The organism is Chloroflexota bacterium (genome assembly GCA_026713825.1).
Classification (GTDB): domain Bacteria; phylum Chloroflexota; class Dehalococcoidia; order Lucifugimonadales; family UBA1127; genus UBA1127.
The window spans coordinates 20512-34372 of record JAPONS010000051.1 but is presented as its reverse complement, the minus strand read 5'-3'; the positions used below and the strand labels follow the sequence as shown (position 1 = coordinate 34372).

At 65.2% G+C, this 13861-nt stretch carries 14 protein-coding genes; 1 reads left to right on the top strand and 13 read right to left on the bottom strand.

Annotated elements, in window-relative coordinates:
* The first annotated feature begins 182 nt into the window (after positions 1 to 182).
* Positions 183 to 1043 carry an isocitrate lyase/phosphoenolpyruvate mutase family protein gene (locus OXC99_06765; protein ID MCY4624682.1) on the top strand — a complete coding sequence of 287 codons (861 nt, stop codon included), beginning with the start codon at positions 183 to 185 and terminating at the stop codon, positions 1041 to 1043.
* Positions 1044 to 1053: 10 nt separating this feature from the next.
* On the opposite strand, the gene OXC99_06760 is transcribed toward OXC99_06765, so the two are convergent.
* The 13 genes from OXC99_06760 to OXC99_06700 all read right to left on the bottom strand — a co-directional run bounded on the left by OXC99_06760 (position 1054) and on the right by OXC99_06700 (position 13765).
* A complete protein-coding gene (locus tag OXC99_06760) occupies positions 1054 to 1830 on the bottom strand; it encodes an AAC(3) family N-acetyltransferase (protein MCY4624681.1) in 777 nt (258 codons plus the stop codon).
* A 15-nt stretch (positions 1831 to 1845) separates the two neighbouring features.
* Entirely contained in the window at positions 1846 to 2901 is a 1056-nt protein-coding gene (locus OXC99_06755; protein ID MCY4624680.1) for an Ldh family oxidoreductase, read from the bottom strand.
* Positions 2902 to 2965: 64 nt separating this feature from the next.
* A complete protein-coding gene (locus OXC99_06750) occupies positions 2966 to 3946 on the bottom strand; it encodes a D-2-hydroxyacid dehydrogenase family protein (GenBank protein ID MCY4624679.1) in 981 nt (326 codons plus the stop codon).
* Positions 3947 to 4017: 71 nt separating this feature from the next.
* Positions 4018 to 4941, bottom strand: coding sequence for a 2-dehydropantoate 2-reductase (locus OXC99_06745; protein MCY4624678.1), 924 nt, complete (start codon positions 4939 to 4941; stop codon positions 4018 to 4020).
* A gap of 9 nt (positions 4942 to 4950) precedes the next feature.
* Positions 4951 to 5343: an arsenate reductase ArsC gene (locus tag OXC99_06740; protein MCY4624677.1), complete on the bottom strand. Its 393-nt coding sequence runs from the start codon at positions 5341 to 5343 to the stop codon at positions 4951 to 4953.
* Complete coding sequence (locus tag OXC99_06735) at positions 5340 to 6068, bottom strand: MIP family channel protein (protein MCY4624676.1); 729 nt, start codon at positions 6066 to 6068, stop codon at positions 5340 to 5342. Before OXC99_06735 ends, OXC99_06740 begins: the two co-directional genes overlap by 4 nt.
* Before the next feature lie 605 nt (positions 6069 to 6673).
* The gene (locus OXC99_06730; GenBank protein MCY4624675.1) at positions 6674 to 6868 is read right to left on the bottom strand and encodes a glutaredoxin family protein; all 195 of its coding nucleotides are present in this window, start codon (positions 6866 to 6868) and stop codon (positions 6674 to 6676) included.
* Positions 6869 to 6972: 104 nt separating this feature from the next.
* Positions 6973 to 7977, bottom strand: coding sequence for an extradiol ring-cleavage dioxygenase (locus tag OXC99_06725; protein ID MCY4624674.1), 1005 nt, complete (start codon positions 7975 to 7977; stop codon positions 6973 to 6975).
* 52 nt (positions 7978 to 8029) lie between these two features.
* Entirely contained in the window at positions 8030 to 9340 is a 1311-nt protein-coding gene (locus tag OXC99_06720; GenBank protein MCY4624673.1) for a Rieske 2Fe-2S domain-containing protein, read from the bottom strand.
* 42 nt (positions 9341 to 9382) lie between these two features.
* The gene (locus tag OXC99_06715) at positions 9383 to 10681 is read right to left on the bottom strand and encodes a Rieske 2Fe-2S domain-containing protein (GenBank protein MCY4624672.1); all 1299 of its coding nucleotides are present in this window, start codon (positions 10679 to 10681) and stop codon (positions 9383 to 9385) included.
* A 48-nt stretch (positions 10682 to 10729) separates the two neighbouring features.
* Complete coding sequence (locus OXC99_06710) at positions 10730 to 11824, bottom strand: amidohydrolase family protein (GenBank protein MCY4624671.1); 1095 nt, start codon at positions 11822 to 11824, stop codon at positions 10730 to 10732.
* 26 nt (positions 11825 to 11850) lie between these two features.
* Positions 11851 to 12945, bottom strand: a complete 1095-nt coding sequence (locus OXC99_06705; GenBank protein MCY4624670.1) for an amidohydrolase family protein — start codon at positions 12943 to 12945, stop codon at positions 11851 to 11853.
* A 70-nt stretch (positions 12946 to 13015) separates the two neighbouring features.
* Positions 13016 to 13765, bottom strand: a complete 750-nt coding sequence (locus OXC99_06700) for an SDR family oxidoreductase (protein MCY4624669.1) — start codon at positions 13763 to 13765, stop codon at positions 13016 to 13018.
* Positions 13766 to 13861 lie beyond the last annotated feature (96 nt).

The window sequence follows — 13861 nt, the reverse complement described above, 5'->3', positions numbered from 1 at the left end:
GAGTTGGCCAATGTTGACGTGCATGGCGAAAGGCTAGCGATTGGCGCGATGTTCGGGCAAGGGCACCGTGTCAGGGCGCGGCAGCGCAACGGCGGGGTACACTGCATAGCCAAACCGGTCATCGTCGGCTAGGATGCGTTGGGCCAGAGCTGTAGCCACATCATGAACGTATGAGGAGCGCCATGAACCCCACGGAGCGTCGTCAGCGGTATCGCAGTTACCTGGGGCGGGAGCAGTGCATCCAACCCGCCTCCATCTTTGACCCCATCTCTTCGCGGCTGGCAACGCATTTGGGTTTCGAGATTGGGATGTTCGCCGGTTCTGTCGCCTCCGGCGTCGTGCTGGGGGCGCCCGACCTGACGGTCATTACGTTGAGCGAATTTGTGGACCAGGCGCGGCGCATCACGCGTGCAAGCGACATCAGCCTTATGGTCGACTCGGACCATGGGTACGGGAACGCGCTCAACGTCATGCGGACGGTGTCCGAGCTCGAGGCCGCCGAGGTCTGCGCCATGTCTATCGAGGACACGGCGCTTCCAACGCCGTTCGGCGCAACAAGCGTGACGGTGATCTCGCTGGAGGAATCGGTCGGGAAGATGAAGGCGGCCGTTGCGGCCAAGCGCGACCCTGCGACGATTGTCATTGGGCGGTGCGCGGCCATGCCCGTCGAGGGCATCGAGGGCGTGGTGGCCCGGGCAGCGGCGTATGAGGCAGCAGGGGTGGACGCGCTCTTCTTCACCAACCTGTCCACCAAGGACCACGTCGAGGCAGTCGAGGCGGCCACAACGCTGCCGCTGATGCTTGGGTCGGCGCCGGCGGAGCTGCAGGACGCCGCCTGGCTGGCGGCGCACCGCGTCCGCATCGCACTCAAGGGCCACTTGCCATTCCAGACGATGATCCAGGGAATCTATGAGGCGCTCAAGCACCACGCAGACGGCGGAGAGCCTGCCGGGCTCAGCCATCGCGTTCCGGCCGCCGACGTCATGGCGCAAGCGCTGGCAAACGCAGACTACGATGGGTGGCAGAAGGAATTCTTGCAGTAGGGCAGGCCCGTTAACCCTGCATGCTTGCCCACGCGTCGTCGCACTCCGCGTCGGTGCCAATTGGATGCAGGAACGCTGTTTCGTCGACGCGCAGGCGCTCTACCACAACGTCGACGACGGCCCTCGCGGGTACGAGCCGCGCCTCTGCGTGACCAACGATTCCCCGACATTGAAGTCCTCGCTCTTCCAGCCAGCCGTCCACCAGCGCGAAGCGCTCGCAGCAGTGGTCAATCTCCTCATACTCGTATCGCAACGGCCCGCCGTCGTTCAGCACCGTAACGTACTTGCGACGGCGGTAGCGGACTCCGGCGAGGAGCTCGGCGAGGTGGACGGTGGTGTTGGCGTCGTGTCCGACGCCAAGCAGGAGGACGTGGCCGGCGAGCTCCTGCACGCGGCCGACAGGGCTATCGGGGCCATGCGGCGGCTCGATCGGATGTGGTGAGGTGATGCGCTCGGCGTGCGGGCCCACGGCTGCGAAGGCGTGGGGACTGTCGCTGCGGAGGACGCCTGGGAGCCTCCAGAAGGTGTCGGCGGTGACGCCCATGCCGAGGCAGGGCGTGCTTCTCGGTTCAAAGGGGTGGTCGTCGTCATCGGTCATGCTGGGCATGACGAGGGTGCCATCGGGGCCGATGGCTTCGCGGAGGGCGTCGATGAGGCCGAGAGGGCCGCCCTCGATGGGGCCGGTGAGCGAGAATGAGGTGTGGACTTGCAGCGTATGCCCGCGCTCGACGCCCAATGCCCGCAGTTGCTCCGTGACAGCGGCGATGCTGAGGGGATGCTTCGGCATCGGGGTCGCCGGGAACTAAGTCGGTTCGCCGACTAGGGACTCGATGCCGTACTCCTGCATGATCCCGGTGAGGTCGCTCCAAACGGAGTCCTCCACCGCGATGCCTTCCGCTCGAAGCCTTGCCTCCGTGTGCTTCTCGGCCTCTCCGGGATAGAGGATGCCTGGGCTGCCCGCAGCCAGAGGCGACGTCTTGATGAAGGCGATGAAGTCCGACACCTGCTGCTTGAACCATTCCAGGTCGGCAAAGGCATCAATGCGCCACGCGGCGATGAAGCTCCCGTCGTTGTGCTTGCCCTCTGGGTCCAGGCCGAAGCCGAGGGTAGTCAGGATGCCGGAAAAGACCTCGCCCATAAAGCTGAGGCCGTAGCCCTTGTAGCCAAGGTCGCCGCCGACGGGGAGCAGTGCGCCGCCCTCGTTGTAGGCGTTGGGGTCCGTGGTGTCGTTGCCGTCCTTGTCGATAATCCAACCGGTCGGTATCGGCAGGTTGCGGCGGCGGTACACCGCCAGTTTGCCGGCCGCCACGGCGCTGCTCGCCATATCGATGAAGACGGGGCTGTCCTCGTTCGACGGGACGCAGATGCAGACGGGGTTGGTGCCGAGCCGGCGGCCGCGGCCGCCGAAGGGCGCGACGGCCTTGGGGCCTCGCCCGGAGTCGGTGAACATGATGGCGGCCAGTCCCTGCTCGGCGCACATGGCCGCGTAGGGTGTCAGGCGGCCAATATGGCTCTGCCGGTAGATGGTGACTGCGGCGATGTTCTGTTCCAGCGCCTTCTCGATGAGCATCTGCGTGGCCCGCTTGGTCACGGCGAAACCGAAGCCCCAGTTGCCGTTGATGACGGCGGTGGTGCGTGTCTCCTTGTCGACGACGTAGGGCGCGTCCGGGATGATGTGCCCCGCCTTGATGCGGTCGACGTAGACGGGCACCTGCCCGACGCCGTGAGAGTCGTGACCGGCGAGGTTGGAGCTGATGAGGCCTTCGGCGACATCCTGCGCGGCCTCGTCCGGCGTGCCGGCGGCCTTGAAGATCTCGTAGGACACCTTTCGGAGGTACTCGTGAGAGAAGGTGGGCATAACGATCCTCGTTCAGTTCAGAGTGGGTGCAGTGTATGACGGCCCTAGGTGGCTGGCAAGCTGGCTACCCCTGCTTCTCCAAGGCTTCCGGGTTTATCGCGTTGGTGGGCTCGCCTGCCATGAATGCCTTGATGTTGGCCAAGGCGCTGCGGTAGAAGGACTGGTAGCCTTCCTCCGTCACAAAGCCAATATGCGGCGTCAGGAGCGTATTGGGCAGGCTCAAGAAGGGGTGGTCCTTCGGCAGCGGCTCCTCATCGAACACATCCAAGCCCGCGCCGCCGATCCTTCCCTCCCGGAGGGCATCAACCAGAGCGGCCTCGTCGACGATGGGGCCGCGCGACGTGTTGATGATGAAGGCGTTCGGTTGCATCATCGCGAGGTCTGCCGCGGTGACGAGGCCCCGGCTCTCGGCCGTCAGGGGAATGTGGATGCTAATTACGTAGGACGTCGAGAAGAACTCCTCGCGGCTCAGCAACTGCGCGCCGCTCTCCGAAGCTCGCTCCTCCGTCTGCCATGGGCTCCACGCGACGAGTTTCATGTTGAAGGCCTGGCCAACCTGCGCCACCCGCTTGCCGAGGCGACCGAGGCCGATGATGCCCAACGTCCTTCCCGCAAGGGTCGGGCTGAGGGAGGTTTGCCACTGCCCCTCTCGGGTCTCGCGGTCCTCCTCCCGCAGGCGCTTGGTCAGGCCGAGGATGAGGGCCCACGTCAGCTCCTCGACGCTGCCGCCCGCGGACCCGCCAGTCCTTGTAAGCAGGATGCCGCGCTCGGTGGCGTGAGGGATGTCGATGGAGTTGTAATAGGCGCCGCCGGTACCGGAGAGCATCCGCAGGTTGGGCAGGGCGTCGAGAAGCTCGGCGCTGAACTCTGTCCGCTCTCGCATGAGCTGAATGATGTCATAGGGCTGGAGGCGTTCCACCAGGGCGTCCTTGTCCGTCAGGTGGTCCTGGTAGAAGTCGACCTGTGAGCCTTCCGGGAGCGAGTCCCATTCCGCGAGGGTACTGGCTAAGTTCTGGTAGTCGTCGATGACCGCGATGCGCACCATGAGGCGCCTCCTTGGTGTGGTGAGGTCCTTGTGTGGAAGTGTACCTGACTGCGGGGAGTGTTGCAGCGGGACTAGCCCCTCGCGCGTTGCTCCTGTGGCAGCAGGCTTCCGTAGATGAAGTCGTGGGTGGGCGTTGGCACGCCGGACTCGCGGCCGAGGCGGACGACGGCGCCGTTCTGCGACTCAAGCTCCGAGGGGCGCCCATCCTGGATGTCGCGCTGCATGGAGGCCTCGCCACCTTCCGGCTGGCGGTCGATTGCGGCCATGCCGGTGGCGACGGCGGTGTCGGGAAGGTTGATGCCACGGGCGCGCGCGACGTTGTACGTCTCGGTCATGGCGCCCTCGAGCATTGCTCGCGTCAGGGGCAGTGAACGGGTGACGCCGACAGCGGAGCGGGTGACGGCGCCGACGCCTCCCCATGCGCAGATGAAGAGAAACTTGGCCCAGAGCGCTGCGTAGATGTCGGGCGGGGTCTCTGCCTTGAGACCCGCCTCGGCCAACGCGGCGCGGACTCGCTCTACGCGCTCGCTCGGCTGGTTGTCGAGCTCCGCGATGCCGACGAAGTCGTCGCCGCCGCCGTGCCGGATGTGGCCGGGGCCCTCGATGAGGGCGACGACACGGCATAGGCCGCCGACCACGTTGTCGGGCCCGAGGCCCTCGATGAGCTGCGGCGCGGCTTCGACGCCGTTCTGGAGCGGCACCACGACCGTGTCCGGGCCGACGAGCGGCTGAATGAGCGGGGCGACCTCGGAGACCTGCCACGCCTTGACGGCAACGAGCACGGCGTCGACGGGGCCGACTTCGGCTGGCGAGTCGGTGGCCCTGGCGCCCGCGACGGCGAAGTCGCCGTGGACGCTGCTGACACGGAGACCGTTGGAGCGTATGGCGTCAAGGTGGGCGCCGCGCGCGATGAAGGTGACGTCCTCGCCGGCCTGCGCGAGGCGGCCGCCGAAGTAACCACCGACGCCCCCGGTCCCGTATATCGCTATTCTCATGGTGTTGGACTAGCCCTCCCGTTCCAGCAGCTCTGCGACCTTTATTCTAATCTGGTCACGGATTTGCCGCACGGTCTCGAGGGGCTGGCCAGCAGGGTCGTCGAGGCCCCAGTCCTCGGCGGGCAGGAACGTGGCGGGGCAGGCGTCGTCGATGGCGCAGCCCATGGTGAAGATGAGGTCTGCGTTGTCGGCCATCGCCTGTGTGATGACCTTTGGCGCGTTGACGCTGATGTCTATGCCGACCTCCCACATCGCCTCTGCCACGATGGGGTTCACGTGCTCGGTGGGTACTGTTCCCGCGGATTCGCCGACCAGCCGGTCGCTACCGGCCGCATTCAAGAAGGCCTCAGCCATCTGGCTCCGACCGGCGTTGTGGACGCAGACAAAGAGGACGTTCTTCATTGCTCTTCCCCGTTTTGCATGGCGTTGCCCTCCCGCAGCCAGGCGTAGGTGAAGGCGGCGGCCGCTGCGCCGACTATCGGGCCGATCCAGTACACCCAGTGGGCGGTCCAGTTGGCGCTGACCAGCGCGGGGCCGAATGATCGGGCGGGGTTCATGGACGCGCCGCTGATGGGGCCGCCGAATATGGCTTCCAGCCCTACCGTTGCGCCGATGGCCAGCGCCGCCGCCGTGCCGACGGCCCGGATGTCCGTGGCCATCGCCATGATGACGAACATGAGGAAGAAGGTGAGCAGCGCCTCAAAGGAGACGACGACCCACTCCTCGGCGCCGGGGAGCGTGGCGCCCATGTCAGCGACGTTGCCGAAGAGGCCTCGGAGGACGAGGCAGGCGGCGGTTGCGCCGAGAAGCTGCGAGCCCCAGTACATGGGCACGAGCTTCCACGGGAAGTGCCGCGCGAGGGCGAATCCGAGGGTCACCGCGGGGTTGATGTGCGCGCCGGAGATGTGGCCCGTCGCGAAGATCATTGCGGCGACGGTCAGGCCGAACACGAGGCCGATCCCGACGTTGGTGACCGTGCCGCCGGAGATCTCGTTGATCATGATGGCGCCTGCGCCGGCGAAGAGGAGGCCGAACGTGCCAATGAACTCGGCGACGCACCGGCGCGGCAGGGATGGGGGCTGCTGGGCCATGGCTATGCGTGGCTCCTTGTGGTTGCTAGCTCTCATGTGCCGCAGTCTACTCTATAGCCTCGGACGCTGTCGTTGCGAGTTCGGTTAAGGGACTGTTTACGGGCGCGTTGATTCGACAAATCTGAGTTGTTGCCAGCATACGGAAGCAAAGCGCACCTGACGCGTTTCATAGTGAAGACTGGATGAGGAGCAGAATGCAGGAGAAAGGCTTTAGGGGTGCGTCACCCTCTGCGCCGGACAAGGTCTTGAGCCTACCGTTGCGCAAAGGGGTTGCACAGGTGGGTACGCTTCTACGCAGCTTGGTCTGGTGGAATTCTGCAGACCATTAGCGCTCCCACGCTAGATCCGGGGGCCTACTTACGGGGGCCGTTGGTTCTGCCGCCGCCTGAGGGGTTGCCGGTAGTGCTTGGGTAGCCCGGGTTACCCAAGCCGCCACCGCCTTTGCCGCTGCCGCCCTTGTTCTGGGGAGATGTAAGAAGAAGTGGCAAGATACTCATATGCGTCCTCCTTTCTTTGAATTTGGCCCTTCATATTATCATTGGGAGGTTTCCTTATCAACACGGATGTTTCAGGGCCGACGGGCACAAGAAGAGGCGCCCCCAAAAGAAGGCGCCTCTCGCATGTCCTGTAGTGGTCAGCTGCTAGGCCACACCCTCCGCGGCGAGGGCTTCGTCAATCTGAGCCCGGTCGAATCCCAGCACCTTGTGTCCGCCTATGAGGGTGACCGGCGTGCTGCGGTGCCCCATGTCGATGACGGTCTGTCGCGCCTCAAGGTCCTCGGAGATGTTCCGCACGGCGTAGTCGACGCCCTTCTGTGAAAGGTACCCTTTCACCATCTCGCAGGAGCCTCAGTTGTTGGACGAAAACACCGTGATGGCAACGTCGCTCATGTCATTGACCACCTTTCTGTGATTATTACCAGTGTGCGCCACGTTGGCGGCTATGTCCACTGGGCAAAGGCCATCGCGCAGCCGGTGCCCGCGGGCGACCGGTAGCAGGGCACGTAGTCGAACAGCTCCATGTCGAGGTGCTCCGCCGCGCCGGCCAGGGACATCCAGTTGCGGGCCTCCGAGTTGCCGGAGTTGAGGCGCTCCCGTGGGAGCTGCTGCAACTTGACGATGTTCTTCTCCTGCAGCCCCTCCAGAGTCCACGTGTCGAGCTCCTCGTCGACGACGAAGTGACTCAGGCCGCCGGAAGCGAGGACAGCGACGCGCTCCTTGCCCGACCATGCCTCGATTGCGCTGCGGACGGAGCGACCGATGTCGTAGCAGCGCTTGGGCGTGGGCTGGTTCGGCGGGTAGTAGGTGTTGACCATGATGGGCACGGTGGGAATGTTGAGGCCCTCCATGATGCGGTGGTGGACGTAGGCGAAGGCGTGGCCGATGCCGCCGCGCGAGCGCCCGCCACGGTCCGGGTCAAGGAAGCGAGAGTACCCAACGTCGTACTCGGCCTCGGTGAGGAACTCAATCATGTGCTTGCCGAGGGAGCCGTGGGTGGGGACGACGCTGTCCTCCGGCGGGTAGCCGATGAGGGGCTGGTAGCCGGTGGCGGCCGTGTATGCCTCGCCCTGGCCGAGGACCTTGACCTCATTGCCCCAGTAGATGCTGAAGGCCGGCATGTTGTCGTCGGTCAGATACTCCTGCTGGTCGTCGCCGAACATCACGAGGACGTCCACGTTGGCGTTCTTCAGCGCCTCCGCCACCTGGGCGATGCCGCGCTGGTTGCGCTCGTGGCGCTGCATCTGCAGCTCCGGGTCGAGTTCCCGCTCGAGGCGCTTCTTGTCGACGCGCGCCAGCAGGTCCTCGTAGTTGGACACGATGCCGTCTGTGCCGATGAGGGCGGGGTTGCGCTGGTCGTTGGCGCCCGCACGGGATGCCCACGCCTCCGGCAGCATGCTCAACTGCGGGCTGTGTGACGTTCCGAGCCCGATGACTACCTCTGCCATGTCATTCCTCCTTCGTGGTGCTTCTGTGATGTTGCCTCGTTGTTTGACGAGACTATAGCACTCCGACTGTCTTCTCCCCTTCCGCCTCCAGCAGCTTGAGGAAATCGCCCTCCGGCGACTCGGTGTCCAGCGCGCGGACGTGGAACACCTCCGGGTGGCCGGCGGCGTAGGGCTCGATGCCCTCCTGAAGGTCGCGGACCGCCCGCAGCAGGATGCGCCGCGCGGCGATGATGGCGGTATCGCTAGTGCCGAGGTGTTCCTTCGTGCGATCCGAGACGCCGCCCATGCTGTCCGTCATGGCGAAGTCCTGGTGCCTGCCAAAGAGGATGCCGGTGTAGTTCTGCTTGCGCTGCATCTCCCGGTCGATGAGGTAGTCGTTCTCCGGGGCGCGCACGCTGCGGTAGGTGTCGATGATGCCGCCGTCGGGGAGGGTGTACTTGACGCGCTGCAGCTCCATCGTGTCGACGGCGCGGGCGCGCTCCTCCGGCGTGATGGGCCGCTCGCCGTTGTAGCTGTACTGGAAGGTGATGATGTGCTCGTCGTCGACGGGCACCCAGCCGCGGCCGCCGCGAGGCCAGGCTGGGCCGGGGATGAGGCTGAACATCGGCAGCATCCACTGGGTCACGCGCCAGTAGTAGTTGCCCTCCTCCGGGCCCCGGCGCGAGCCGTAGGTGAAACCGTAGTCGGTCTCCTTCACGGTGAGCTGGGGAGCGCCGAACTTGTAGCTGAGGACGGAGTTGCGGCCGCCCTTCTGCTCGCCGGTCCGCATGTCGCGGTGGTAGTCGATGCTCAGGTCAAAGACGCTGTGGAGGAAGGAGACGTGGCTGGAGTCGATCTCGCCCTCCGTGCACTGCATGTAGTTGGAGTGCTGGATGAAGCGAGTCACGACGCGGTGCTCGTCCGGCACGCGCGCCCATTCGAAGGCCGGGAGATCGGGCTGCAGCTCGCGCGGGCCCATGTAGATCCACACGCAGCTGCCGTAGTCGCGGGCGGGGTAGGACTTGATCTTGACCTTGTCCCTGAAATTGGACTCAGCGGGCTCTGAGGGCATGTCGACGCAGTCGCCGTTCACGTCGAACTTCCAGCCGTGATAGACGCAGCGGAGCCCGCACTCCTCGTTGCGGCCGAAGAACAGGCTGGCGCGGCGGTGCGGGCAGTAGTTGTCGACGACGCCCACGGCGCCGTTCGTGTCCCGGAACGCGACAAGCTCCTCGCTGAGCACCTTGATGCGCACGGGCGGGCAGTCGGGATCCGGGAGCTCCTCGGAGAGGAGGGCGGGCATCCAGAAGCGGCGGAAGAACTCGCCCATGGGTGTGCCCGGCCCCGTCTGGGTCAGCAGCTCATTGTCCTCCCTGGACAGCATGTCTTCCTCCCGCTTGTATTCGGCTGTTGAGGGCGGCCCCGACTAGACCTTGGCCTTGCCGGCGTCTCCGTGAAGTTCCATGAACTTTATGAAGTCGCCTTCCGGGCTGACGATGTCCATGGAGCGGACGCCGTACTTGTCGCCCTGGTGCGCAATGGCGGGCTCGATGCCCTCCTGCAGGTCACGCGCCATGCGCAGCAGCCCGCGGCGGCCGGCGATGGTTGCCTGGTCGGCGGTGCCGAGGTGCTCGCGAGAGCGGTCGACGATGCGGCCCATGCCCTCCTGGAGCCCGCGGTCCTGCTCGTTGACGCCCCAGATGCCCGTGAAGTTCACGGTGCGCTGCATGTCACGGTCGATGAGAAAGTCGTTGGTCTTGTTGGCGACACCCACGTTGTGGTCGATGACTGTGCCATCAGCCAGCTGGAACTTCTCACGCGTGGTGCGGGGCGGGAAGGCCCGGCCCGACTCGATCATGTCGATCTGCTCCTCAGTCAAGGGGGCTTCGGCGTTGTAGTTGTAACCGAAGACGTTGGTGTTCTCGTCGTCGATGGGCACCCACGCCCGGCCGCCGATTGGCCAAGTCTGCGCGGCAATGACGCTCCACATTGGGTAGAGCCATTGGGTGACGCGCCAGTAGTAGTCGCCGTTACCGGTGTTGCGGCGGGCGCCGTAAACGAAGCCGTAATCGGTCTGGTTCAGCGTCAGGATGGGCGCGCCGTCAACGATGGTGAAGTTGCGCTGGGCGTTGCGTCGCTGGGGCGCCTGACTCTGGTCCATCCAGCGGTGCAAGAAGGAGATGTGGGAGGTGTCGATCTCACCCTCCATGCCCTGCGCCCAGTTGGTGGTCTGCAGCCAGCGCGCGTGGTGGCGGTGGGTCTCCGGGACGCGCCCCCACTCGAACTGCGGGAGTTCGGGCTTGAGGTGCGCCGGGCCCATGTAAACCCAGATGAGTCCGCCCCACTCCTCGACGGGGTAGGCCTTAATCTTCACCTTTTCCCGGAAAGCGCTCTCCGGCGGCTCGTTCGCCATCTCGACGCAGGTGCCATCCACGTCAAACTTCCAGCCGTGGTAGACGCAGCGGAGCCCACACTCCTCGTTGCGGCCGAAGAACAGCGGGGCGAGCTTGTGGGGGCAGAGGGCGTCGAGGATGCCGACCTTGCCGTTGGTGTCCCGGAAGGCGACGAGGTCCTCGTGCAGGATGCGCAAGCGCACGGGCGGGCAGTCGGGCTCCGGGAGCTCGTTGGGGATGAGGGCCGGGAGCCAGAATCGCCTGAACAACTCGCCCATTGGCGTGCCTGAGGCCGTACGAGTCAGCAGTTCGTTCTCTTCCCTGGACAGCATGGGTTTTCCCCCTTTGTGTTGATGTGGCTGCCTAACAGCTGTGCTGGCCTACTCTATGCCGTAGAGCTTCTTGGGATTGTCGGACATGATCTTCTTCATGGACTCGTCGGAGATGCCGTCCATCTCCTTGAAGACGGAGATGGCGTCGACCTCACTGGACGGGTCGAAGTGGCCGTAGTCGGTGCCGATGAGTATGTTGTCGTCGCCGGCGCAACTCAGGATGTACGGCACGTCGTCGTCCGTCTGGCAGGTGACGAAGATGTTGTACTCCTTCAGGACGTTGTCCGGGAACCTTCGCCCCGCGCCCATGTAGCGGTTGCGGGACTCTGTGATAATCCATGGGACCCAGCCGGCCGATGCCTCGATGAAGCCCCAGCGCAGCTCCGGGAACCGCTCGGGGATCTTGCTCATGATGAGTGCGTGGCAACTGGCGACCGTCGGGATGCGGAAGATGCCGAACGCCGAGCCGGGGTCCTCCGGCGTGCGGAGGATGTTGACGATGCCGGGGTTGGCGTTCGCGATGTGCACGGCAACGGCCATGTCCAGCTTGATGGCCTGCTCGTAGATCGGGTAGAAGTACTGGTCCAGGATGGTGCGCTCTCCCTCGATGGGGCGCATGGTCACGGCGACGGCACCGTTGGCCTTGGCTTCTTCCATGATCTCCAGCGCGGCTTCCAGGTTGCTGTACGGGGGCACACACGACCACCGCAGCCGTCCGCCGCTCTTCCGCCAGACATCGCCGACCCAGCGGTTCCAACCCTTGCAGATGGCGAGCTCCACCTCAGGCTGCTTTGCCACCTGTTCAATCCAGAGCGTGTGGTGCAGCACCTGGACGTCGATGCCGAGGCGGTCCATGTCCTCGAGCCGCAGGGCGACGTCGTCGAGTTCGCGGGCGGCCTGTGGAGTCGAGATGTTGCGCCAGCGCTGGGAGCGGGCCTCCTGCTGCATCTCCGTGAGCGTGGGGAAGCGGAAGCCCCGCACCTCGCCCTCGATGACCCAGTGCTGACGTGTGGGGTCGTGCAGGTCCTGCACCAGCTTCGGGCGGTACTGCTCGTCCTCCGCGTCCATGAAGTCCCACGTCCGTTCCGTCTCCACCACGTGGGCGTCGGAGTCGATGACCATGTAGCCGACCTTGGTTGTCATGTCTTCCCCCTTGGCTGCGTCAAGCCCTACAGGCCGTACAGGGCCTTTGGGTTGTCCGAGAGAATCTTGCGCATGGCCGTGTCGCTGATGCCGCCCATTTCCTTGAAAACGGAAATGGCGTCCACCTCACTGGAAGGGTCAAAGTGCCCGTAGTCGGTGCCGATGACGATGTTGTCGTCGCCGGCGCATTCCAGGATGTAGGGGATGTCGTCGTCCGTCTGGCAGGTGACGTAGATGTTGTACTCCTTCAGGACGTTGTCTGGAAACGGGCGCCCCGCGCCATTGTAGCGGTTCTTGGCCTCCGTGATGACCCACGGCACCCAGCCGGCCGAGGCCTCGATGAAGCCCCAGCGCAACGTCGGGAACTTCTGCGGAATCTCGCTCATGATGAGGGCGTGGCAGGAAGCGACGGTCGGGATGCGGAAGAGGCCGAAAGCGGTGCCCGGGTCGTAGGGTGAGCGCATCACGTCGACGATGCCCGGGTTGGCGTTGGCGATGTGCACGACGATGGCCATGTCCAGCCGCACGGCCTCCTCGAGGATGGGGTAGAAGTAGGGGTCGATCATGGTGCGGTTGCCCTCGATGGGGCGCATGGTGACCGCGACGGCGCCGTGCTCCTTGGACCACTGCATCTCCTCGACTGCGGCGTCGAGGCTCATCCACGGCGGCACGCACGACCAGCGAAGCCGGCCCTGGCCCTGCCGCCAGATGTCGCCCAGCCAGCGGTTCCAGCTGTGGCACATGGCCCGCTCGATGTCCGGGCGCTCCGTGACCTGCTCGATCCAGAGCGTGTTGTGCAGCACCTGCACGTCGATGCCGAGGCGGTCCATGTCCTTCAGCCGCAGATCGACGTCGTCCATTTCACGCGCTGCCTGCGGCGTGACGATGTTCTTGCCGGACTTCTTGGAGCGCTCCTCAAGCTCCATCTCCGAGAGGCTCTGCGGCTGGAGGCCGCGGATCTTGCCGTCGACCTGCCAGTAGCGCTTGGGCGGCGACTCCTGTGAGAAGAGGAGGTTGGGGCGGAGCTGCGCCTGGGAGTCGTCTATGTACTCCCACGTGCGCAGAGTCTCGACTACGTGGGCGTCTGCGTCGATTACCTGGTAGCCGGTGGTTGTTGCCATTGCGTCACCCCTCAAATCTGAACGTCTGTGCCTCGCCTCATCCCGCTCATGGGGAAGGTGATGCGGAGGCCTACCACATGCTGGTCCCGCCGTTGACGGTGATGTTCTGCCCCGTGATGTAATCGCTGTCCTCGCTGACGAGGAAGACCATCGTGCCCGTCAGGTCGTCTGGCACCTCACGACGGCCGAGCAGGTTGCCGGAGTTGGGCGGGACCTGTGGGGAGTCGTCGTCCCGCCCAACGACAGCGCCGCTGGCGGTGCCGCCGGGGGCGAGGGTGTTCACGCGGATGCCGTACTGTCCCAGCTCGCGAGAGAGCGCTCGGGTCAGGCCGGTGACGGCGGCCTTGCTGCTGACATAGGCGGGCGTGCCGCTCCCTCCCCAGTGCCAGATGCCGGAGCCAATGTTGATGATCTTGCCGTACCCCTGCTCCATCATCTGCGGGACGACAGCGCGGCAGCACAGGAAGATGCCCTTTACGTTGACGTTCATCACGCGGTCCCACTCCTCCATGTCCGTGTTGAGGATGGTGCGTGAGTGCAGGCCGTCAAAGAGGCCGGCGTTGTTGACGATGGCGTCGATGCGGCCGAAGCGTTCGATGGTCTGGCGGGCCAGCTCCAGCGTGTCCTCCTCGCTGGACACATCGGTGCGCAGCGACAGCACGTCTGCGCCGGCCTCCGCCACCATCTCGGCGGTCTCGCTGCAGTCGCGGACGTCGCAGATGACGACCTTGGCGCCCTCCTGGGCGGCGCGGACGGCGTAGGCCTGGCCGATGTGGTGGGCGGCTCCCGTGATGATGACCACCTTGTCCTGCAAGCGCATGTCGCCCTCTCTTTCGCGGCAAGTGGCTGGTGCGAGGTTGCGCGTATTGTACTCGCAGGTAGGTCGAGTCTCAAGCCCGCGCGTGGGCGCGTATGA

Bases quoted from the DNA above. Each gene is read 5' to 3' on its own strand.
- OXC99_06765 (MCY4624682.1), top strand. From the start codon at position 183: ATGAACCCCACGGAGCGTCGTCAGCGGTATCGCAGTTACCTGGGGCGG.
- OXC99_06760 (MCY4624681.1), bottom strand. From the start codon at position 1,830: ATGCCGAAGCATCCCCTCAGCATCGCCGCTGTCACGGAGCAACTGCGG.
- OXC99_06755 (MCY4624680.1), bottom strand. From the start codon at position 2,901: ATGCCCACCTTCTCTCACGAGTACCTCCGAAAGGTGTCCTACGAGATC.
- OXC99_06750 (MCY4624679.1), bottom strand. From the start codon at position 3,946: ATGGTGCGCATCGCGGTCATCGACGACTACCAGAACTTAGCCAGTACC.
- OXC99_06745 (MCY4624678.1), bottom strand. From the start codon at position 4,941: ATGAGAATAGCGATATACGGGACCGGGGGCGTCGGTGGTTACTTCGGC.
- OXC99_06740 (MCY4624677.1), bottom strand. From the start codon at position 5,343: ATGAAGAACGTCCTCTTTGTCTGCGTCCACAACGCCGGTCGGAGCCAG.
- OXC99_06735 (MCY4624676.1), bottom strand. From the start codon at position 6,068: ATGAGAGCTAGCAACCACAAGGAGCCACGCATAGCCATGGCCCAGCAG.
- OXC99_06730 (MCY4624675.1), bottom strand. From the start codon at position 6,868: ATGGTGAAAGGGTACCTTTCACAGAAGGGCGTCGACTACGCCGTGCGG.
- OXC99_06725 (MCY4624674.1), bottom strand. From the start codon at position 7,977: ATGGCAGAGGTAGTCATCGGGCTCGGAACGTCACACAGCCCGCAGTTG.
- OXC99_06720 (MCY4624673.1), bottom strand. From the start codon at position 9,340: ATGCTGTCCAGGGAGGACAATGAGCTGCTGACCCAGACGGGGCCGGGC.
- OXC99_06715 (MCY4624672.1), bottom strand. From the start codon at position 10,681: ATGCTGTCCAGGGAAGAGAACGAACTGCTGACTCGTACGGCCTCAGGC.
- OXC99_06710 (MCY4624671.1), bottom strand. From the start codon at position 11,824: ATGACAACCAAGGTCGGCTACATGGTCATCGACTCCGACGCCCACGTG.
- OXC99_06705 (MCY4624670.1), bottom strand. From the start codon at position 12,945: ATGGCAACAACCACCGGCTACCAGGTAATCGACGCAGACGCCCACGTA.
- OXC99_06700 (MCY4624669.1), bottom strand. From the start codon at position 13,765: ATGCGCTTGCAGGACAAGGTGGTCATCATCACGGGAGCCGCCCACCAC.